Source organism: Methyloversatilis sp. NSM2, from assembly GCF_038066675.1.
GTDB classification, from domain to species: Bacteria; Pseudomonadota; Gammaproteobacteria; order Burkholderiales; family Rhodocyclaceae; genus Methyloversatilis; species Methyloversatilis discipulorum_A.
On sequence record NZ_JBBUKV010000005.1, the window covers coordinates 234,347 to 255,187 of the forward strand.

General features: G+C 65.8%; 19 protein-coding genes. 17 read left to right on the forward strand and 2 right to left on the reverse strand.

The features are described from left to right. Window positions 1-12: 12 nt before the first annotated feature. The 8 genes from WJU27_RS11870 to WJU27_RS11905 all read left to right on the forward strand — a co-directional run bounded on the left by WJU27_RS11870 (window position 13) and on the right by WJU27_RS11905 (window position 7,255). On the forward strand, window positions 13-2,211 hold the full coding sequence (locus tag WJU27_RS11870) for a 4Fe-4S binding protein (protein ID WP_341422237.1): 2,199 nt from the start codon (window positions 13-15) through the stop codon (window positions 2,209-2,211). Further along, window positions 2,204-2,659, forward strand: a complete 456-nt coding sequence (locus WJU27_RS11875) for a transcription regulator (protein WP_341422238.1) — start codon at window positions 2,204-2,206, stop codon at window positions 2,657-2,659. The genes WJU27_RS11870 and WJU27_RS11875 overlap by 8 nt, the downstream gene beginning before the upstream one ends. A 326-nt stretch (window positions 2,660-2,985) precedes the next feature. Continuing rightward, window positions 2,986-4,182: a nitrous oxide reductase family maturation protein NosD gene (locus tag WJU27_RS11880; RefSeq protein ID WP_341422241.1), complete on the forward strand. Its 1,197-nt coding sequence runs from the start codon at window positions 2,986-2,988 to the stop codon at window positions 4,180-4,182. Beyond that, entirely contained in the window at window positions 4,154-5,095 is a 942-nt protein-coding gene (locus WJU27_RS11885; RefSeq protein ID WP_341422242.1) for an ABC transporter ATP-binding protein, read from the forward strand. The genes WJU27_RS11880 and WJU27_RS11885 overlap by 29 nt, the downstream gene beginning before the upstream one ends. Next, window positions 5,088-5,912, forward strand: coding sequence for an ABC transporter permease (locus tag WJU27_RS11890; RefSeq protein ID WP_341422244.1), 825 nt, complete (start codon window positions 5,088-5,090; stop codon window positions 5,910-5,912). The genes WJU27_RS11885 and WJU27_RS11890 overlap by 8 nt, the downstream gene beginning before the upstream one ends. Window positions 5,913-5,924: 12 nt before the next feature. After that, window positions 5,925-6,455 (forward strand): nitrous oxide reductase accessory protein NosL, encoded by a 531-nt coding sequence (locus tag WJU27_RS11895; RefSeq protein ID WP_341422245.1) that lies wholly within the window; start codon window positions 5,925-5,927, stop codon window positions 6,453-6,455. Window position 6,456: 1 nt separating this feature from the next. Continuing rightward, window positions 6,457-7,077, forward strand: coding sequence for a hypothetical protein (locus tag WJU27_RS11900; protein WP_341422246.1), 621 nt, complete (start codon window positions 6,457-6,459; stop codon window positions 7,075-7,077). Beyond that, on the forward strand, window positions 7,064-7,255 hold the full coding sequence (locus WJU27_RS11905) for a hypothetical protein (protein ID WP_341422247.1): 192 nt from the start codon (window positions 7,064-7,066) through the stop codon (window positions 7,253-7,255). Before WJU27_RS11900 ends, WJU27_RS11905 begins: the two co-directional genes overlap by 14 nt. A gap of 16 nt (window positions 7,256-7,271) precedes the next feature. Here the strand turns inward: WJU27_RS11905 and WJU27_RS21025 are convergent, their stop codons facing one another. Beyond that, a complete protein-coding gene (locus WJU27_RS21025; protein WP_445928432.1) occupies window positions 7,272-7,589 on the reverse strand; it encodes a helix-turn-helix domain-containing protein in 318 nt (105 codons plus the stop codon). A 57-nt stretch (window positions 7,590-7,646) separates the two neighbouring features. Continuing rightward, window positions 7,647-8,054: a c-type cytochrome gene (locus WJU27_RS11910; RefSeq protein ID WP_341422248.1), complete on the reverse strand. Its 408-nt coding sequence runs from the start codon at window positions 8,052-8,054 to the stop codon at window positions 7,647-7,649. Window positions 8,055-8,364: 310 nt separating this feature from the next. On the opposite strand from WJU27_RS11910, the gene WJU27_RS11915 reads away from it, so the two are divergent. From WJU27_RS11915 to WJU27_RS11955, 9 genes are all read left to right on the forward strand, one after another. Beyond that, window positions 8,365-9,210 (forward strand): CbbQ/NirQ/NorQ/GpvN family protein, encoded by an 846-nt coding sequence (locus WJU27_RS11915; RefSeq protein ID WP_341422249.1) that lies wholly within the window; start codon window positions 8,365-8,367, stop codon window positions 9,208-9,210. Window positions 9,211-9,234: 24 nt separating this feature from the next. Next, on the forward strand, window positions 9,235-9,681 hold the full coding sequence (locus WJU27_RS11920; protein WP_341422251.1) for a c-type cytochrome: 447 nt from the start codon (window positions 9,235-9,237) through the stop codon (window positions 9,679-9,681). 31 nt (window positions 9,682-9,712) lie between these two features. Then, on the forward strand, window positions 9,713-11,116 hold the full coding sequence (locus WJU27_RS11925; RefSeq protein WP_341422252.1) for a cbb3-type cytochrome c oxidase subunit I: 1,404 nt from the start codon (window positions 9,713-9,715) through the stop codon (window positions 11,114-11,116). A 57-nt stretch (window positions 11,117-11,173) separates the two neighbouring features. After that, window positions 11,174-13,015 (forward strand): nitric oxide reductase activation protein NorD, encoded by a 1,842-nt coding sequence (locus WJU27_RS11930; protein WP_341422253.1) that lies wholly within the window; start codon window positions 11,174-11,176, stop codon window positions 13,013-13,015. Further along, window positions 13,012-13,584: a cytochrome c oxidase subunit 3 gene (locus WJU27_RS11935; protein ID WP_296809153.1), complete on the forward strand. Its 573-nt coding sequence runs from the start codon at window positions 13,012-13,014 to the stop codon at window positions 13,582-13,584. The genes WJU27_RS11930 and WJU27_RS11935 overlap by 4 nt, the downstream gene beginning before the upstream one ends. After that, a complete protein-coding gene (locus tag WJU27_RS11940; RefSeq protein ID WP_296809150.1) occupies window positions 13,584-13,859 on the forward strand; it encodes a cytochrome C oxidase subunit IV family protein in 276 nt (91 codons plus the stop codon). The genes WJU27_RS11935 and WJU27_RS11940 overlap by 1 nt, the downstream gene beginning before the upstream one ends. Before the next feature lie 217 nt (window positions 13,860-14,076). Next, window positions 14,077-15,324, forward strand: coding sequence for an MFS transporter (locus tag WJU27_RS11945; protein WP_341422254.1), 1,248 nt, complete (start codon window positions 14,077-14,079; stop codon window positions 15,322-15,324). Window positions 15,325-15,346: 22 nt separating this feature from the next. After that, window positions 15,347-17,005: an MFS transporter gene (locus tag WJU27_RS11950; RefSeq protein ID WP_341422255.1), complete on the forward strand. Its 1,659-nt coding sequence runs from the start codon at window positions 15,347-15,349 to the stop codon at window positions 17,003-17,005. Window positions 17,006-17,044: 39 nt separating this feature from the next. Then, window positions 17,045-20,836: a nitrate reductase subunit alpha gene (locus WJU27_RS11955; protein ID WP_341422256.1), complete on the forward strand. Its 3,792-nt coding sequence runs from the start codon at window positions 17,045-17,047 to the stop codon at window positions 20,834-20,836. Window positions 20,837-20,841 lie beyond the last annotated feature (5 nt).

A 20,841-nucleotide genomic window follows, 5' to 3' on the forward strand; every position in this document is an offset into this window, starting at 1 on the left:
TTCGCAGTGTCCATGCTGACAGCCCTGCCCCGCCGCTGGGCGCGACGGCTGTTCGGAGCCTTCGCCCTTCAGGCCCTTGCCCTGGCCGCCTGTGCTCAATCGGCATACGAAGCCGCGCTGCCGGCCGATCTGTCCACCGCCCCGGCGCTGTGCGAACGCGTACCGTGCCGGGACGTGATGCCCGACGCCACCCGCTTTTCCGAACGCAAGGGTCAGCCGCCCTATGTCGAAGCCTGGGGCACGAAGGACGGAAAGGAGGCCTTGATCGGCTACGTCGTGCTGTCGACCGACGTGACCGACACGCCCGCCTATTCCGGCAAACCGGTGGTGACGCTGATCGGCCTCGATACGGCCGGCCGCTACACCGGCATCCGCATCCTCAAGCATTCGGAGCCCATCCTGCTGCTGGGGATTCCGGAATCGGCGCTGAAGACCTTCAACGACCAGTATCTCGGCCGCTTCATCGGCGACAACATGGAAATCGGGCGTTCGCGTCCGGACGAGCAGGTGATCGGGCTGGACGCCATATCCGGCGCCACGGTCACCGTGATCGCGCAGAACCAGGTGATCAAGATGGCCGGCGCCGCCGTCGGCCGCCAGGTCGGCCTGCTCGAACGCACGGTGCGCCCGCCCGCCCGCTTTGCCGACGACGGCAGCACGCCGGACTGGGCCGCTCTGGTCGACGCCGGTCTGGTCCGGCGACTGGTGGTACGCCCGGAACAGGTCGGGCTGGAGCGCTCCGCCGAACCTTTCATCGATCTGTGGTTCGGCAGTCTCGATCATCCGCGCATCGGTCGTGCCATTCTCGGTGACGACGGATGGAAGGCCTTGCGCGCGCGACTGGGCGAGCACGACCATCCGCTCTTCCTGCTGCGCACCGGCGGACACGAATCGTTCAAGGGCTCAGGCTTCGTGCGCGGCGGCATCTTCGACCGCATCCAGGTTCGTCAGGGGCAGGACACCTTCACCTTCCGCGACCTCGACTATCTGAACCTCTACGCGATCAAGGCTGCGGGCGCGCCGGCCTACAGCGAATCGGGCATCTTCATCGTCCGCTCCGATGCCTTCTCGGCAGCCTGGCCGTGGAGGCTGGTGTTTCTGGGCAACCGCGTCGACCGCGCCACCGGTGCCCGCAGCTTCACCAGTTTCGACGCCGAGTACTGGTTACCGGACAGCCACCTCGAGGGCGGACGTCCGGTCATTCCGAAAGCCGAACCGACCTGGCTGCGGGTGTGGCGCGGCCGCCTGCCGGAGATCGCCGCATTCGCCAGTCTGCTGATCGCCGTTGCGGCCTTCCACGTCATCCGCGACCGCCAGACGCGACGTGCGAGTCACACCAGGGGCTGGCCGGTGCACGGCTTCAAGTACGCCGCCTGGGTGGCCAGCGTCGGCTTCGTCGGTTTCGGCCTGCTGGCACAGCCTTCCATCACCCAGGTACTCACCTGGTTTCACGCCATCCTGTTCCACCTGAACTGGACGCTGTTCCTGAGCGATCCATTCATCTTCCTGTTCTGGATCTTCATCATCGCCACCGTGTTCGTGTGGGGGCGCGGTGTCTTCTGCGGCTGGCTGTGCCCCTTCGGATCGCTCAGCGAACTGCTCTACAAGATAGGTGGCGCCATCGGGCTGAAGCGCTGGCAGTTCACCCCGCCGCGCTGGCTGCACGACCGCCTCAAATGGCTCAAGTACGCGATCTTCTTCGGCCTGCTCGTGGTGTCCCTGTTCTCGATGACACTGGCCGAGCAACTGGCCGAGATCGAGCCGTTCAAGACCACCTTCCTGGTCGGCCTGTTCAACCGCAGCTGGCCCTACACGCTGTTCGCCGCCTCGCTGCTCGGTCTGTCCATCTTCACCGAGCGGCCGTTCTGCAAGTACCTGTGCCCGCTCGGCGCAGCGCTGGCGATGCCCTCGACCTTCCGCTGGTACGGCCTGCGCCGCAAGATCGAATGCAATCGCTGCAAGGCCTGCGCCCACGGTTGCGGTTCGCTGGCCATCGACGACAACGGGCGCATCGATCCGCGCGAATGCCTGCTCTGTCTCGACTGCATGATCTACTACACCGACGACCATGCGTGCCCGCCGCTCGCCAAGGAGCGCAAGCGGCGTGTGCGTGCCGGCATCGAAATGACACCGATCGGTCGCGACGGCTACTTCATTCCGCTGCACCCGGTCGCCTCCGACAGCACCAGCCCGGAGCAACCCCATGCTTGATCCACGCATGCCCAGCGACCCGGCAACGCCGGCGTGGCAGGACGGGCGCACCGGCGCGCCGCGCTGGCTGGCCGAGGCGATCGATCATCTGTGGCCGTGGTCCTATCGTTCCAGCCATCCGGCCGGCGCCTCGCGCTGGCTGCAGCACGCCGGCCTGCTGCTCGGTCTGGGCGTGACCGCCGCCTGGGTGCTCGCCGTACTCGGGCAGCTCGGTACCTACGCCATCGTCGCCATCTGGTTCGGCTGGAGCCTGTACGAGGTCGTCCTGCGTCTGCAGGGCAAGCGCTACATCAAGGAAGGCCCGTGGTGGGGCACGCGCTTCCGCCACGCGACCGTGATGGACATGCTGTGCTACGTCGGCTTCAAGAACCTGCTGCTCGGTGCTGGCCTGTTCTTCCTGCTGCACGCCCTCGGCATCGGCCCCCTGACCATGGAGGCCCTGCCTTGAACCTGAAAACCTCAGTGGATCGGCGTCGTGGTTGCGGTTGGCGGGGTGTCCGGCAAGGCGCGAGGACGCGGCAGGATGGCTCCCTGCAAGGACGAGCAACGCGGCCGGGCGCACCGCCAACCGTGCACGCGAGGTCGAAGCGGCCTCACCCGGAAGGAGAGCGATGCAAACCGACCAATGCCCTTGATGGGCAGTGCTTTCAGCCTCATGGCGAGCGGCGAACTGAGGTTTTCAGGTCGAAGCCCGCCGATGCGCGGCCGTGGCGTGCGCTGGCCTGCGCCCTCCTGCTCGGCCTGTCGATCGGCGTGCAGGCGGCGACGCACCGCGTGTCGGCCGGCGCCTCCATACAGGCGGCGATCGATGCGGCGGCGCCCGGCGACACGGTCGAAATCGAGCGCGCCCGCTACCACGCCAATCTGGTGATCGACCGCCCGCTCACCCTGCGCGGACTGGACCGGCCCACCGTGCATGGCGGAGAGCGCGGCAACACGATCACCGTCACCGCCACCGACGTGACCATCGAGGGGCTCATCGTGAGTCACTCCGGACGCAGCCTGCGCGACCAGAACGCCGGCATCTACATCAGGCCCGGCGCGCACCGCGCCGCCGTGCGCCGCTGCGACCTGGCCTACAACCTGTTCGGCCTGTGGATCGAACAGGCCAACGACGTCCGCATCGAGCACAACCACATCTCGGGCAAGCGCGACCTGCAGTCCTCTCTGCGCGGCAACGGCATACAGCTCTACAACACCCGACGGGCGCATATCGTCGGCAACGACATCAGTTTCGTGCGCGACGCCCTCTACATCGATGTGTCGCACGACGCGGTGTTCCGCGGCAACCGCCTGCATCACAGCCGCTACGGCAGCCACTACATGAATGCCTTCGACAATCTGTGGGAGGACAACGACAGCTGGATGAACCGCGGCGGACTGGCGCTGATGGAAGTCAGGCGCATCACGGTGCGCAACAACCGCGCGTGGTCGAACTCCGATCACGGCATCATGCTGCGCACGATCGAGGACTCGCTGATCGAGAACAACGTGGTGGCCGGCAACCAGCGGGGTTTCTTCATCTACGACGCCGAGTACAACACCCTGCGCGGCAACCGGGTGATCGACAACACGGTTGGCGTCCACGTGTGGGCCGGTTCGAAGAACAACCGGGTCGAGCGCAACGACTTCATCGGTAATCGCGAGCAGGTCCGTTATGTCGGCGCCCGCGACCTGCTGTGGGGCGAACAGGACGGCAATCACTGGAGCAACTATCTGGGCTGGGACCGCGATGGAGACGGCATCGGCGATCTGCCCTACGAATCCGCCGACCTGATGGACCGCCTGGTCTGGCGCTATCCGGTCGTCAAACTGATGCTGGCCAGCCCGGCGGTGCAGGCGCTGCGCGTGGTGTCGCGCCAGTTCCCGGTACTGCGCAAGCCGAGCGTGCTCGATCCGAAACCTCGCATGAACCCTCGACATGAAGACTGGAGTGTCTGGCATGGGCGCCACTTCCCGTTCGCCCGCTGAAGGTGGCGTGCGCGTCAGCGCCGTCAGCAAGCATTTCGGTGCCGTGCACGCCGTGCGCGGCGTCGATCTGGACATTGCCGCCGGCGAGCTGTTCGGCCTGATCGGCCACAACGGTGCCGGCAAGACCACGCTGATGCGCATGCTGCTCGGGCTGATCAGTCCGGACGCCGGCGAGCTGGTCGTTGCCGGCTGCAGCACCCGCAGCACGCGCTTTCGCGACGCTCGCCGACGCATCGGCTATCTGCCGGAGAACGTGGCGCTGTACGACAACCTGGACGCTCGCGAGACGCTGCGCTTCTTCGGACAACTCAAACGCGCGGACGACAATCCTGACGAGATACTGGCCAGGGTCGGGCTGCTGCATGCGGCCCATCGGCCGGTGCGCGAGTACTCGAAGGGCATGCGGCAGCGGCTGGGCTTTGCCCAGGCTCTGCTCGGCAGACCGGCCATCCTGTTCCTCGACGAGCCGACCAGCGGCCTCGATCCGGAAGGCATCGCCGAGTTCTACGACACGCTGGCCGGACTGCGCGCCGATGGCGTCACCATGGTGCTGTGCTCGCACATACTGGCGGAGATCGAACAGCGGGTGGATCGACTCGCCATCATGGCCGCCGGCCGTGTCCAGGCCTGCGGCAGCGTGCAGGCACTGCGCGAAGCGGTCGACATGCCAATGCGCTGCCGGCTCGCGGTGGCGGCAGCGCAGCGATCGCAGCTGAGCCGTGCGCTGCAGGCCCTGCCCGGGCTGCGCATGCACGAGCGCGACGACGGCTTCGATGTCGAACTTCCGCGCTCACTCAAGATGTCCCTGGTGGCGCTGGTCGCGGCACAGGGCGACACGGTCATTGACATGAATTTCCACGAAACGCCTCTCGAACAGCTGTTCTTCCACTATGCCGAGCGCGCCCATGCCTGAACTGCGCGTCATCCTCACCATCGCCGGCAAGGAGTTCCGCGATCGGCTGCGCAACCGCTGGGTACTCGTGGTGGCGCTGGTATTCACCGCGCTCGCGCTGACGATCGCCTACTTCGGCAATGCCCAGCAGGGTGCGCTGGGCTTCCGCTCGATGGCCATCACCATCGCCAGCCTGGTCAGCCTGGTCATCTACCTGATACCACTGATCGCACTGATGCTCGGCTTCGATGCCATCGTCGGCGAGCGCGAACGCGGAACGCTCGATCTGGTGCTGTCGCTGCCGCTGAGCCGCGGAGAACTGCTGATCGGCAAGTACTGCGGTCTGGCCGCCGCCTTGTCGGCGGCCACGGTGGCCGGCTTCGGTGCCGTCGGCGCAGTGCTGCTGCCGGTGTCGACGCCCGCCGATGCGCTGCGCTTCGCCGGTTTCGTGCTGTCGTCGGTCGCGCTCGGCTGCGCCTTTCTGAGCATCGCGCTGATGCTGTCCACCTTTGCACGCGACCGTGCCCGCGCATCCGGTCTGGCGATCGGCGCCTGGTTCTTCTTCGTTCTGGTGTTCGACCTCCTGCTGCTCGGCGGACTGGTCGCCACCAGCGGACAGGCGAGCGGCGATCTGATCGCCTGGGCGCTGCTGGCCAACCCGGCGGACGTGTTTCGCATACTGAACGTTCTTGCGGTCGACGAAATCCGCTCGCTGCACGGGCTGGCGTCGATCTTCCCCGCCGCCTACACGCGCCCCGCGGTACTGATCGCCGCCATGCTGGCCTGGATAGTCCTGCCGCTCGCCGTCGCGCATCGCCGCTTCCGCACATCCACCTGAGGAGACATCCGAATGTTCCCCTTCGCCCACCTGCCCCGATCGCTGGTTGCTGTGGCGCTCACGGTCCTGCTCACCGCCTGCGCGCCCGAAGGCGACAGCAGGGCCGACCTGGCGCCGCTCGAAATTGACCGCAGCACCGTCTGCGTACTCGACGGCATGCTGCTCGCCGACTATCCGGGCCCGAAAGCGCAGATCCACTATGGCGACAAGGACACGCCGGACTTCTTCTGCGACACGGTCGAACTGATGTCCATGGTGCTCAACCCGGAACAGGTGCGCCCCATCGTCGCGCTGTTCGTGCAGGACATGGGCAAGACCGACTGGGACGCCCCCAAGGGTCACTGGATCGACGCCCGCAACGCCTACTTCGTGCACGGTTCGTCGCGCCACGGCTCGATGGGCCCTACGCTGGCGACCTTCTCGACCGACACCGACGCCCAGGCCTTCGCTCGCGAGCATGGGGGCAAGGTGCTGCGTTTCGCCGACATCACGGCCGACATGGTGAAGCTGGACGGCGGCGCACTGCACGACCAGAGGATGTGACATGGGTGGCCCGCTCGATTCCCTGCCGCCGGCCCTGTCCGGTGACCTGCAGACGCTGTCCGCCGTCATGCGCAGCGCGCGCAGCGCCTACGTTCAGGTTCTCGACGCTCTCGGCGTGAATGGCGAACAGGCGCTGCTCGACGCCGTGTACGCCGGCCGCATCGCGCTGCATGCGGGCAGCGAGCCTTACCTGAGCGCACGCACGCTGGCCACGCTGCAGCACAATGCCCGCGCAGCGATGCAGCGCCTGCTCGCCGCCCCCGACGCCGATGAAACGTCGCCACACGAACTTGCACCGCATATCGCGCTGCACGCCGCACTGTGCGATCCGCTGCCGCCCGAACTGTGCGGACACCCGAGGCTTACGCTGGACGCGGTCGAACTCGACGTCGGTACGCGTGGCACCCTGGTCGTGCGCTACGCGGCACCCGACGCCTGGTCGATGCGCTGGCGAACCTTCCGCGCCACGGACGACGGTACGCTGTGCGACCTCATGCTGCCTGGACTGGCGAGCGCCGGCACCTCCGCACCGACGCCACACGCGCCGGCAAGCTTCGAGCGCCGCGTGCGCCTCGTACTGCAGGGGCTGTCGGATGGAGAGGCGGACGATGCGGCGGACTGATCGACGCGTCTGCGCCCTTGCCATGCTGCGCCTCGGCGCACTGTGGGCACTCGCGTCATGGCCGCTGCTGTCGCCGGACATGCCTTCTGCCGCCACGCATGCTTCGCTGGAGGACCTGGCGCACGCGTCGATCTGCCGCACACACGCGGCGCGAACCGGCAGCGACGGAACACGCTGACCACGCCGTCGGCTGTTCAGCCCAGCGGAGAGTCTGCAGGCCGCTGCGGATACGGAATGAACACGTCCCGCTTGTCTCCGCAGATCATTCCGGCGTCTTCGAGCTGGTGTCGCATGCGCGAGACGTGCTCAGGCGTCAGCGACAGCCATGACCCGATCGCCGTCTTGCTCACGGGCAGCGAAACCCTGATCGCCTCAGCCTCGCGGGCGTGCGCGCAGGGCCGACCTCTCCCGTGATGGCGTCGGTCTGCCTGCTCGCGTCGACCAGACCTTCCGGCCACAGCGGTTCCGGCGTGTCGTGCGGCCACCTGTCCGCGGCGCCTGGCACGCCGCACGGACGGCCGGCAGATCCGGCGAAAGGCGCGGAGACGGCGACGTCTCCGCGCCCATGCTCACTGCGACAGCGCCACCATGTGATCGACCGCCGCCTTCACATCGTCATCGCTGAGCGACGCGCTGCCACCGCGCGGCGGCATCATGCCGAGGTTGCCGGTGAAGCCTTCGATGGCGTGCTTGTAGAGCACGTCGTTGCCCTGGGCGATGCGCTCCGCCCACTGTTCCTTCTTGCCCGGCACGGGCGCCCCGGCCACGCCGGATGCATGACACATCGCGCACACCTTCTTGTAGGTCCCTTCGCCCGCGGAGGGCGCTGCCGGCGCGGGCGCCGGTGCGGCCGCCGGCGCTGCAGCAATCTGGGCCGGTGCGGAACCGGCCGCTGCGGCCGGTGCTTCGTCCTGCTTGCCGCAGCCATAAGCCAGTCCCATGGTTACGCACAGCAGGCTCAACAGTTTCTTGTTCATGCACTTTCTCCGGACGGTAAGCGAGAGAGGCGGCGTCACAGTGTCGCCAGCCTGTCCGGAATGTAGTCCGCTCCGCGCCTGCAGGATTGACCTCGCTCAAGTCCCGCCCAACGCATGAACAAGAAAACTGGTTGCAGCGACCATCACTGGTAAAAGAAACCCGATTGGTCAAATTAACCCACAAAGACCAGGGTTGCTTGAACCCTAACTCAAATTTCCTTTTCATTTTCAATGCCTGATCGGTTGGCATGGCTTCTGCTATCGGCAGAACGGGATCAACACCCGTATGAGAAGAAAAGGAGAAATGTTCATGCCGACCGCGCACGCACACGTCGAGGCTATACCCGACGCGTTGCCCTTCTACGCCGCAACGGGTGATGAGATATCACTGTTCGAGCGCGCTGCCGAGCACCAGCTTCCGGTGCTGATCAAAGGGCCGACCGGCTGCGGCAAGACCCGCTTCGTGCAGCACATGGCCCGTCGACTCGGGCGCGCGCTCCATACCGTCGCCTGTCACGACGATCTCAGCGCCTCCGATCTGGTCGGGCGGCATCTGATCGGTTCGAACGGCACCTACTGGCAGGATGGGCCGCTCACACGCGCCGTGCGCGAGGGTGCCATCTGCTATCTGGACGAGGTGATCGAGGCTCGCAAGGACACCACCGTCGTTCTGCACCCACTGACCGATGACCGCCGCATCCTGCCCCTGGACGCAACCGGTGAATGCCTGCATGCCGCACCCGGTTTCATGCTGGTGGTGTCGTACAACCCCGGTTACCGCAACCTGCTCAAGGGACTGAAGCCGAGCACGCGTCAGCGTTTCGTCGCGATGTCCTTCGACTACCCGTCCGCGGAGCTCGAACAGCGCATCGTCATGCACGAGAGCGGCACCGATCGCGACACCGCGCATACGCTGGTCAGGCTGGCGGCGGCACTGCGCCACCTCGGCGGTCACGACATCGAGGAAGCCCCATCGACCCGCCTGCTCGTTCATGCCGCCCGGCTGATCGGCAGCGGCATCGCGCCATTGCAGGCTTGCGCCGCCGCGCTGGCCGAACCCCTGACCGACGACCCGACCACGCGGGCCGCCATTCTCGACGTGGTACGCCTGCATTTCGCCGATGCGCGCGCCACATCGCTCCATCTTTCCCACTGAAGCCACACCGACACGGAGGTCACGATGTCAGAACGATTCACCAAGAGCATGGCCCGCAACATCTACTACGGTGGCGGCGCATTCTTCTTCCTGCTTTTCCTGGCGCTCACCTTCGACACGGTGAACGCACTGCCCAAGCGCGAGAACCGCGAGCATCTGACCGAGTCGGTCGCGGCCGGAAAGGCGCTGTGGGAAAAGAACAACTGCATCGGCTGCCACTCACTGCTCGGCGAGGGCGCCTACTTCGCCCCCGAACTCGGCAATGTGTTCGTGCGTCGCGGCAACAACGACGAACAGGCGTTCAAGGCCTACTTCAATGTGTGGATGAAGGCCATGCCCACCAAAGTCGAAGGGCGCCGCCAGATGCCTCAGTTCAACCTGAGCGAACAGGAAATCGAGCACCTCGCGGACTTCCTGATCTGGACCTCACGCATCAACACCAACAACTGGCCGCCCAACGTCGAAGGCTGATCGCGCCACTCAAACAAGAAAGGACAGACACATGAAATACCGCTCCCAGAGCGTCGCGAAGCTGTACTTCACCTTCGCGCTGCTGCTCTTCATCGGACAGATCGTGTTCGGCCTCGTGCTCGGTACGCAGTACGTGATCGGCGACTTCCTGTTCCCGGCCATCCCGTTCAACGTCGCTCGCATGGTGCATACCAATCTGCTCATCGTGTGGCTGCTGTTCGGCTTCATGGGCGCCACCTACTACCTGCTGCCGGAAGAGGCGCAGTGCGAGCTCTACAGCCCGGCACTGGCAAAAGTCCTCGGCTGGGTGTTCGCCATCGCCGGTGCGCTCACCATCGTCGGCTACCTGTCTGTGCCGTATGCGAAGCTCGCCGAGATGACGCACAACGAATTGTTGCCGACCATGGGTCGAGAGTTCCTGGAACAGCCCACGATCACCAAGATCGGCATCGTCATCGTCGCGCTCGGCTTCATATTCAATGTCGGCATGACGGTGCTGCGCGGACGCAAGACGGTGGTGAACATGGTGTTGCTCACCGGTCTGGTCGGCCTCGCGGTGTTCTTCCTGTTCTCCTTCTACAACCCGAAGTCGCTCACGCTGGACAAGTACTTCTGGTGGTGGGTGGTTCACCTCTGGGTGGAAGGCGTATGGGAACTGATCCTCGGCGCCATCCTCGCCTTCATCATGATCCGCGTGACCGGCGTCGACCGCGAAGTGGTCGAGAAGTGGCTCTACCTCATCATCGCCATGGCGCTGATCAGCGGCATTCTCGGCACCGGCCACCACTTCTTCTTCATCGGCGCACCCGAGTACTGGCTGTGGATCGGCTCCATCTTCTCCGCCGTCGAGCCGCTCCCCTTCTTCATGATGATGGTGTTCGCCTTCAGCATGCTGAAGCGCCGCCGCATGGACCATCCGAACAAGGCCGCCATCACCTGGGCCACGGGCACCACCATCATGGCCTTCCTCGGCGCGGGGGTCTGGGGCTTCCTGCATACGCTGGCCCCGGTGAACTACTACACCCACGGCACGCAGATCACCGCGGCGCACGGCCACCTCGCGTTCTTCGGCGCCTACGTGATGATCGTGCTCGCCATCATTTCCTATGCCACCCCCATCATGGCCGGGCGCCAGTGCAACAGCCCGGCCGCCCAGAAGCTTGAGATCGCCGCCTGCTGGACCATGTGCATCGCCATGCTGGCCATTACGCTGCTGCTCACCCTCGCCGGCTACATGCAGGTGTCGATGCAGCGACTGCCGCAGAGCGAGCTCGCGATGTCCTTCATGGCGACACAGGACGAGATCGCCAAGGTGTACTGGGCTCGCCTCGTTGCAGGCGTCGTCTTCGGCGTCGGCGTGCTGATGTACCTCGCCAGCTTCCTGGTTGCCCGTCTGACGCACGGCAGCGCACCCAAGCTGGCCGTCGCCAGCTGACCACGCGGCCGGTCCCCTCCTGGGGGCCGGCCATGACTGCACCGCGGGAGCACTTTCATGGAAGAGCAGGTCGGCATAGGCTGGCACCGACTGATCACACGGCTGGCCGAAGCAGGCTCGCGTAGCGCGCCCGTCACGCTCGAGGGCGTGTCACCGAGACTCAGTACGGTATTGCGAGCGCTCGGCGGCGACGCGGGCCTGGCCATCCGGCCTGCCACCGAACGCGCGCTCGCGCCGCCGCGCAAGCTGCTGCAGAAGATCGCCGGTACGGGCCGACGGCATGCGCTGCCCTGCCGCGACGGCGAAGGCCTGAAGCTGCCGGCGCGGCTGGACGCCTTCGACGACCCGGAACTGAACAGCGAACTGGCGCTGTGGCTGGTTGCCCTGGCCAGTCAGCCCGACAGCCGCAGCAGCGACGGCGACTGGCTGGACTGGAACCGGCGGCTGTGCGCGCGCGCACTGAGCCAGTATCCGGGACTGGCTGGCAGCTACCGGCGGATGGTGACCGCACACCTGGCGCGACGGCCTTCAACCGCGCACCTTTCCGCCGCCCAGGCCGAGCGGGAACAGGCGGTGCGCAAGGCGCTCCTCGATCCGGACGTGCCGGTTGCCACCGCACACGCCACCGGCGACCCGCATCCGGTGCCGCTCTGGCTCTATCCGGAGATGCGGTCCGACGGGCGCATTGCCGCGCGCCGGGACGATCCGGCTACCGAACAGGCGCAGGCGCGCAAGCCGGGCGAACGCATCGGACAGCGCAAGCGCGCCGAGTACGTGGAGGACGTCGATGGTCGCAACGGCCTGCTGGTCTTCCGTCTCGAAAGTCTGTTCTCGTGGTCGGAGTTCATTCCGCTCGACCGCACGGCCGACGACGACGACGAGGACGCCGCGCGCACCGCAGACGATCTCGATCATCTGTCCATCGCCCGCAATCCGTCGACCACGGCGTCGCGTGTACGCATCGATCTCGACCTGCCTTCTGCCGCAGAGGACGACATTCCGCTCGGAGGCGGCATCCTGCTGCCGGAATGGGACTGGCGCGAAGGCGTACTGCGGCCGGCGCACTGCCGTGTGATTCCGATGTTGCCGCGCGACGCCCAGCCGGCAGCGCTGCCGCCCAGACTGATGCGGGCAGCGACCGAACTGCGGCGGCGCTTTGAATCGCTGCGCCCTCAGGCCAGCTGGATGCATCGGCAGACCGACGGCGAACAGCTCGATCTGGCCGCCTGCAACGACTTCGCGGCGGCGCGCCTGCGTGGCGAGGCCTGCGGCGAACCGCGCCTGTGGCGTCGCCGCGTGTCACAGCACCGCAATCTCGCCTGCCTGGTGCTGGCCGATCTTTCACTATCGACCGAAGCGGCTGTGGACAACGAACATCAGGTGATCGACGTCGTGCGCGACAGCCTTCAACTGCTGGGCGAGGCACTGGACGCCGGCGGTGACGCCTTCGCCATGTACGGTTTCTCGTCGCGCCGGCGCGACCACGTGCGCATGACGCTGATCAAGAACTTCGCCGACCGCTGGGGCGATGCGGTACGCGGGCGCGTGCAGTCGCTGCGCCCCGGCTACTACACACGCATGGGTGCGGCGATACGGCAGGCGACCGAAATTCTTCGCCAGCAGCCGGCGGAACAGCGCCTGCTGCTGCTGCTCACCGACGGCAAGCCGAACGACCTCGACATCTACGAAGGCCGCTACGGCATGGAGGACACGCGCCACGCGCTGGCCGAGGCGCGCCGCGCAGGGTTGCAGCCCTTCTGCGTCACGATAGACCAGGAGGCCGCCGATTACCTGCCACATCTGTTCGGCACGCATCGCTATCGCCTGCTGCGGCACGCGCAGGAACTGCCGCGCATGCTGCCCCAGCTCTATCTGCTGCTGACCGGACGCAGCGCATGAGCGAGTTGGCCGAGCCGCGGCAACCGGTCGAACTGCCGGGCGATTTCGCGATGTGGTGCTTCATCCTGGCCGAACTGCTGGTGTTCGCGATGATCCTGTGTTCGCTGGCCTGGGCCCGCGGTCACTGGCCCGACATGTTCGCCGCCGGATCGGCCGGACTGGATCGCACGGCAGGCCTCATCAACACGCTGGCGCTGCTTACCGGCAGCTACGCCGCGGCGCGCGGCATGGCGGGCGGAAGCGGACGCAGCGTCTTCGCCGGGTTCGCGATCGCGGCAGGCAGTGGCCTGCTCTACGCGGTGGTGAAATGCACCGAGTATGTGCATCTGTATTCCGCCGGACTCACATTGCGCACCGACACCTTTCATTTCTTCTATTTCTTCGGCACTGCCTTCCACCTGATGCATGTGCTGCTCGGCATGGTCATGCTGCTGGTGGTCGGGCTGCGTTCGCGTCGCGAAGGAAAGCTGAACGGACAGCGCCAGCGCAGTGCGGACGCGGTAGCTGCCTACTGGCACATGGTCGACCTGGTGTGGCTCATCCTGTTTCCACAGCTCTATCTGTTCTGATGACAAAGTCCGCCATCAACCACGGTCCCGCGCGGACCGGACGCCTCACCGCCGCATGGCTCGCGCTGATCGGACTTACCCTGGCCGGTGGCGGGCTGGCCGGCCTTCAGGAATCCTCCCTCGCCCATGGCGCCGTGCTTGCGCTGGCCGCCATCAAGGGCCGCTGCGTCGCACTGCGCTTCATGGGACTGGAGCACGCACCGGCCTGGCTCCGGCGTACGGTGCTCGGCTGGCTGTTCGGCGTCGTCGGCTTCATCGCGTTCACACTGATCTGAACTGCGCCCGAACCGGCGGTTCACACACACGCGCCCAGCGTTTCCGTTGACCTGGATCAGTTCGTCGTGACGCCCCGTCGCCACATAGTTCTTCCGGACGATGGCCTCTTGCGGAGCATCGTTCTTCCGAACGCCCGGAAGCCGTCCCTCCGAAGGATTTCGGTCCCCCTGCCCACTCCGTAGCATCCCTCGGTAATCAAGGGGAAGGAGTGTGGCCATGACAAAGAAGGGGCAGGCACTGTCGGTGCTGATCGTCAGCACCCTGGCATTCACCGTGTGCTTCATGGTGTGGATGATGTTCGGCGTGATCGGCATACCGATCAAGAAGGCGCTCGACCTGAACGCCACGCAGTTCGGTCTGCTGACCGCCACACCGGTGCTCACCGGCTCGCTGGTGCGGGTGCCGCTGGGCATCTGGACCGACAAGTACGGCGGTCGCATCGTCATGACGCTGCTGATGGCGGCCACCGTGCCGGCCATCTGGATGATGAGCTACGCCACCGAGTACTGGCACTTCCTCGTCATCGGCCTGTTCGTCGGTCTGGCCGGCGGTTCGTTCTCGGTCGGCACCCCCTATGTCGCACGCTGGTTCCCGAAGGCGCAGCAGGGCTTCGCGATGGGCGTCTATGGCGCCGGCAACTCGGGCGCTGCGGTGAACAAGTTCGTCGCACCGGCCCTGCTGGTCGCTTTCGGCTGGACCATGGTGCCGCAGGTGTACGCCGCCATCATGCTCGGCACCGTCATCATCTTCTGGCTGTTCAGCCACAGCGACCCGGCCCACCTGGTGCCGAGCAACGTGCGCTTCGTCGACCAGCTGAAGGCACTGAAGGACCCGCGCGTGCTGAAGTACTGCCAGTACTACAGCATCGTGTTCGGCGGCTATGTCGCGCTGAGCCTGTGGATGGTGCAGTACTACGTCGGCGAGTACGGCCTCGACATCCGCGCCGCCGCGCTGCTGGCCGCCTGTTTCTCGCTGCCCGGCGGCGTGCTGCGCGCCATCGGCGGCTGGCTGTCCGACAAGTACGGTGCGCACAGCGTCACCTGGTGGGTGCTGTGGGTGAGCTGGATCTGCCTCTTCCTGCTCAGCTATCCGCAGACCCACTTCACCATCGTCACGGTTGAGGGCCCGAAGACCTTCGACATCGGCCTCAACGTGTATGCCTTCACCGGCCTGATGTTCGTCCTCGGCATCGCCTGGGCCTTCGGCAAGGCCAGCGTGTTCAAGTACATCAGCAACGACTACCCGGCCAACATCGGCACCATCAGCGGCATCGTCGGTCTGGCCGGCGGCCTTGGCGGCTTCGTGCTGCCCATCATGTTCGGCGCCCTGCTCGACCTGACCGGCATACGCTCCAGCGCCTTCATGCTGATGTACGGCGTGGTGTGGGTGTCGCTGATCTGGATGTACTTCACCGAAGTTCGCCGCACCCCGCTGATGGACGGCACGTCCGCAGCCCAGTCCTGAACCGGACACCACGGAGATCATCATGAACGCAAGCACACACGCCGGCACACATCCGGTACAGGGCGCCCCCCGCGGCCCCGATGTCGAGGACTGGCGGCCGGAGGACGATGCCTTCTGGGAATCGACCGGCAAGAAGATCGCCTACCGCAACCTGTGGATCTCGATTCCGGCGCTGCTGTGCGGATTCGCGGTCTGGGGCATGTGGGGCATCATCACCGTGCAGATGCTCAACCTGGGCTTCCCCTTCACCCAGGACCAGCTGTTCACGCTGACCGCCATCGCCGGCATCTCCGGCGCGACGATGCGCATCCCGGCCTCCTTCCTGATCCGGCTGGCCGGTGGCCGCAACACCATCTTCCTGACCACGGCCATGCTGCTCGCGCCGGCCATCGGCACCGGCATCGCGCTGCAGCACACAGACTGGCCGCTGTGGGTGTTCCAGCTGATGGCGCTGTGGTGCGGCGTCGGTGGCGGCAACTTCGCCAGCTCGATGTCCAACATCAGCACCTTCTTCCCGAAGCGACTGCAGGGCACGGCGCTGGGCCTCAACGCCGGCCTCGGCAACTTCGGCGTGACGACGATGCAGATCGTCATCCCGCTGGTGATGACCGTGCCGCTGCTCGGCGCCTTCGGCGGTGAGCCGATGACGCTGATGAAGGACAGCGGCTGGATCTTCGGCAAGATCGCCGCCGGCACGCCGACCTGGATCCAGAACGCCGGCTTCGCCTGGGTGCTGTCGCTGGTGCCGCTGTCCATCCTGTGCTGGTTCGGCATGAACAACCTGAAGGCGGTATCGCCCGACACCGGCAACCCCATCGTCGCCTTCTCGAAGATCACCTATCTGTACACGCTGGCCTTCGTACCGGCGATCTTCATGCTCTATCTGTACCTGCCGGCACCGACCGGTCTGGGCCTGCTGAACATGTGGGTCGCAATTCCGCTGGACATCATCATGGCGCTGACGGTGATGAAGCTCGCCGCCTTCGGCCCGATGCGCGAAGGTGTGACCCGGCAGTTCAAGATCTTCAGCGACAAGCACACCTGGTCGATGACCATCCTCTACATCGTCACCTTCGGTTCCTTCATCGGCTTCTCGATGGCGCTGCCGCTGGCGATGAAGGTGATCTTCGGCGTCAGCCACGTGCCCGATGCCAATGGCGTCATGCAGCACACGCTGCCGAACCCGAACGCGCCCACCGTGCTGGCCTTCGCCTGGATCGGCCCCTTCGTCGGTGCCGCAGTGCGCCCGATCGGCGGCTGGATCTCCGACAAGTGGGGCGGCTCCATCGTCACGCAGATCATCTCGCTGGTGATGGTCGTCGCGTCGGTGGCGGTCGGCTACGTGATGAAGCTGGCCTACAGCTCGGCCACGCCCGAGCAGTACTTCCCGATGTTCCTCGGCCTGTTCATCGTGCTGTTCTTTGCCAGCGGCATCGGCAACGGTTCGACCTTCCGCACCATCGGCGTCATCTTCGATCGTCAGCAGGCCGGCCCGGTGCTGGGCTGGACGTCGGCGGTCGCCGCCTACGGCGCCTTCATCGCACCGGTGGTCATCGGTGCGCAGATCAAGGCCGGTACACCCGAGCTCGCGATGTACGGCTTCGCCGCGTTCTACGCGATCTGCCTGTTCATCAACTGGTGGTTCTACCTGCGCCGCAATGCGTACGTGAAGAACCCCTGACCCCATGCCCCCGCCGAGCCCCGCTACAGGAGAGCACACATGAGCCACTTTCTCGACCGACTGACCCACTTCTCCGCCCCGAAGGAAAGCTTCTCGGGCGACCACGGCATCGCCACCGGCGAAGACCGCAGCTGGGAGGACGCCTACCGCGACCGCTGGGCGCACGACAAGATCGTGCGTTCCACCCACGGCGTGAACTGCACGGGTTCCTGCTCGTGGAAGATCTACGTCAAGGGCGGCATTGTCACCTGGGAAACCCAGCAGACCGATTACCCGCGCACCCGCTGGGACATGCCCAACCACGAACCGCGCGGCTGTGCGCGCGGTGCCAGCTACAGCTGGTACCTGTACAGCGCCAACCGCGTGAAGTACCCGATGGTGCGCGGCCGCCTGCTCAAGACCTGGCGCGAGGCGCGTCTGAAGCACGGCCCGGTCGAGGCCTGGGCCTCCATCGTCGAGAACGACGCCAAGCGCCGTGACTACCAGCAGGTGCGCGGCCTCGGCGGCTTCGTCCGCTCCAGCTGGGACGAGGTGAACGAGCTGGTCGCCGCCGCCAACGTCTACACCATCAAGAAGCACGGCCCGGACCGCATCATCGGCTTCTCGCCGATTCCGGCGATGTCGATGGTGAGCTATGCCGCAGGCAGCCGTTACCTCAGCCTGATCGGTGGCGTCTGCATGAGCTTCTACGACTGGTACTGCGACCTGCCGCCGTCCAGCCCGCAGATCTGGGGCGAACAGACCGACGTGCCGGAATCGGCCGACTGGTACAACTCGACCTACATCATCGCCTGGGGCTCCAACGTGCCGCAGACGCGCACGCCGGACGCCCACTTCTTCACCGAGGTCCGCTACAAGGGCGCGAAGACCGTCGCCGTCACGCCGGACTACGCCGAAATCAGCAAGCTGGCCGACCTCTGGCTGCACCCGAAACAGGGCACCGACGCCGCGGTGGCGATGGCCATGGGCCACGTCATCCTGAAGGAGTTCTACTTTGAAAAACGCAGCGCGTATTTCGACGACTACGCGCGTCGCTATACCGACCTGCCGATGCTGGTGCTGCTGAAGGAGCACACCCTGCCCAACGGCAAGACGGTGATGGTGCCCGACCGCTACGTGCGCGCCAGCGATTTCAACGGCAAGCTCGGTCAGGCCAACAATCCTGAATGGAAGACGGTGGCCTTCGACGAGAACGGCCGCGTCGTGCTGCCCAATGGCGCCATCGGCTTCCGCTGGGGTCCGGACGGCCGCGCGGACGCCGGCCAGTGGAACCTCGAAGCGAAGGAGGCGCGCCACGGCGGTGACGTGAAGCTGAAACTGTCGGTGCTCGAGGGCGACACCGGTCCGGTCGAGCACACGCAGGTCGCCTTCCCCTACTTCGGCGGCATCGAGCACGAACACTTCCCGCACAGCCCGCAGGGCGGCGGCGACGTACTGCTGCGCACGGTGCCGGTGCAGCGCATCGCGCTCGGCAAGGCCGGCGACAAGCGCGACGCACTGGTGGCCACCGTGTTCGACCTGCAGGTCGCCAACTACGGTGTCGGCCGCAATCTTCCGAACGACAGCGGTGCGAACAGCTACGACGACGACACGCCCTACACGCCCGCCTGGCAGGAGAAGATCACCGGCGTGCCGCGCGACCAGATCATCACCGTCGCCCGCCAGTTCGCCGACAACGCCGACAAGACCAAGGGCAAGTCCATGGTCATCATCGGTGCCGCGATGAACCACTGGTATCACTGCGACATGAACTACCGCGGCATCATCAACATGCTGATGATGTGCGGCTGCATCGGCCAGAGCGGCGGCGGCTGGGCGCACTACGTGGGTCAGGAGAAGCTGCGCCCGCAGACCGGCTGGACGGCACTCGCCTTCGCGCTCGACTGGATCCGTCCGCCGCGCCAGCAGAACTCGACCAGCTTCTTCTACGCCCACACCGACCAGTGGCGCTACGAAAAGCTGGGCGTCGAGGAAGTGCTGTCGCCGCTGGCCGACGCCTCGCAGTTCGGCGGCAGCATGATCGACTACAACGTGCGCGCAGAGCGCATGGGCTGGCTGCCCAGCGCACCGCAGCTGAAGACCAATCCCATCCAGGTGGTGCGCGAGGCCAATGCCGCGGGCATCGACCCGAAGGACTACGCGGTCGGCGCGCTGAAGACCGGTCAGCTCGAACTGAGCTGCGAAGACCCGGACGCGCCGCAGAACTGGCCGCGCAACATGTTCGTGTGGCGTTCCAACATCCTCGGTTCCAGCGGCAAGGGCCACGAGTACTTCCTGAAGCACCTGCTGGGCACCAGCAATGGCGTGCAGGGCAAGGACCTCGGCTCCGACGACGCCAAGCCGCAGGAAGTGAAATGGCACGCGGAAGCACCCGAAGGCAAGCTCGACCTGCTGGTGACGCTGGACTTCCGCATGAGCACCACCTGCCTGTATTCGGACATCGTGCTGCCGACCGCCACCTGGTACGAGAAGAACGACCTCAATACCAGCGACATGCATCCCTTCATCCACCCGCTGTCGACCGCGGTCGACCCGGCCTGGCAGTCGAAGAGCGACTGGGACATCTACAAGGGCTTCGCGAAGAAGTTCAGCGAGGTGTGCGTCGGTCACCTCGGTGTCGAGCGCGAACTGGTGCTGACGCCGCTGATGCACGACAGCCCGGCCGAACTGGCACAGCCCTTCGGCGTGGCCGACTGGAAGCGCGGCGAGTGCGATCTGATCCCGGGCAAGACGGCGCCGCAGATGACGGTGGTCGAGCGCGACTACCCGAACGTCTACAAGCGCTTCACCGCGGTCGGTCCGCTGCTGACCAAGGTGGGCAACGGCGGCAAGGGCATCGCGTGGAACACGCAGGACGAGGTGCGCCAGCTCGGCGAACTGAACGGTCTGGTCACCGAAGAGGGTGCGACCAAGGGCATGCCGCGCATCGACACCGACATCGACGCCTGCGAAGTGGTGATGATGCTGGCGCCGGAAACCAACGGCCAGGTCGCGGTGAAGGCGTGGAAGGCGCTGGGCAAGCAGACCGGGCGCGACCACGAGCACCTGGCGATATACCGCGAGGACGAAAAGATCCGCTTCCGCGACATCCAGGCGCAGCCGCGCAAGATCATCTCCAGCCCGACGTGGTCAGGACTGGAAAGCGAGAAGGTGTCGTACAACGCCGGCTACACCAATGTGCATGAACTGATCCCATGGCGCACGCTGACCGGCCGCCAGCAGTTCTACCAGGACCACCCGTGGATGCGCGCCTTCGGCGAAGGCTTCGTCAGCTACCGCCCGCCGGTGGACCTGAAGACGACGGCTGCGATCGCCGGCATCAAGAGCAACGGCAATCCGGAGATCCAGCTCAACTTCATCACTCCGCACCAGAAGTGGGGCATCCACTCCACCTACAGCGACAACCTGCACATGCTGACGCTGAACCGCGGCGGCCCGGTGATCTGGCTGTCCGAGGACGACGCGAAGAAGGCCGGCATCGTCGATAACGACTGGGTCGAACTGTTCAACGTAAATGGCGCGATCACCGCGCGTGCCGTGGTGAGCCAGCGGGTCAATCCGGGCATGGTGCTGATGTACCACGCACAGGAAAAGATCATCAACACGCCGGGGTCGGAAATCACCGGTGCGCGCGGCGGCATCCACAACTCGGTCACCCGCATCGTGCTTAAGCCGACGCACATGATCGGCGGCTACGCCCAGCTGAGCTACGGCTTCAACTACTACGGAACCATCGGCACCAACCGCGACGAGTTCGTCGTCGTGCGCAAGATGAAGCGCATCGACTGGCTCGACGGCGAAGCCGCTGCCACCGATACCGCCCACGCGTAAGGAGA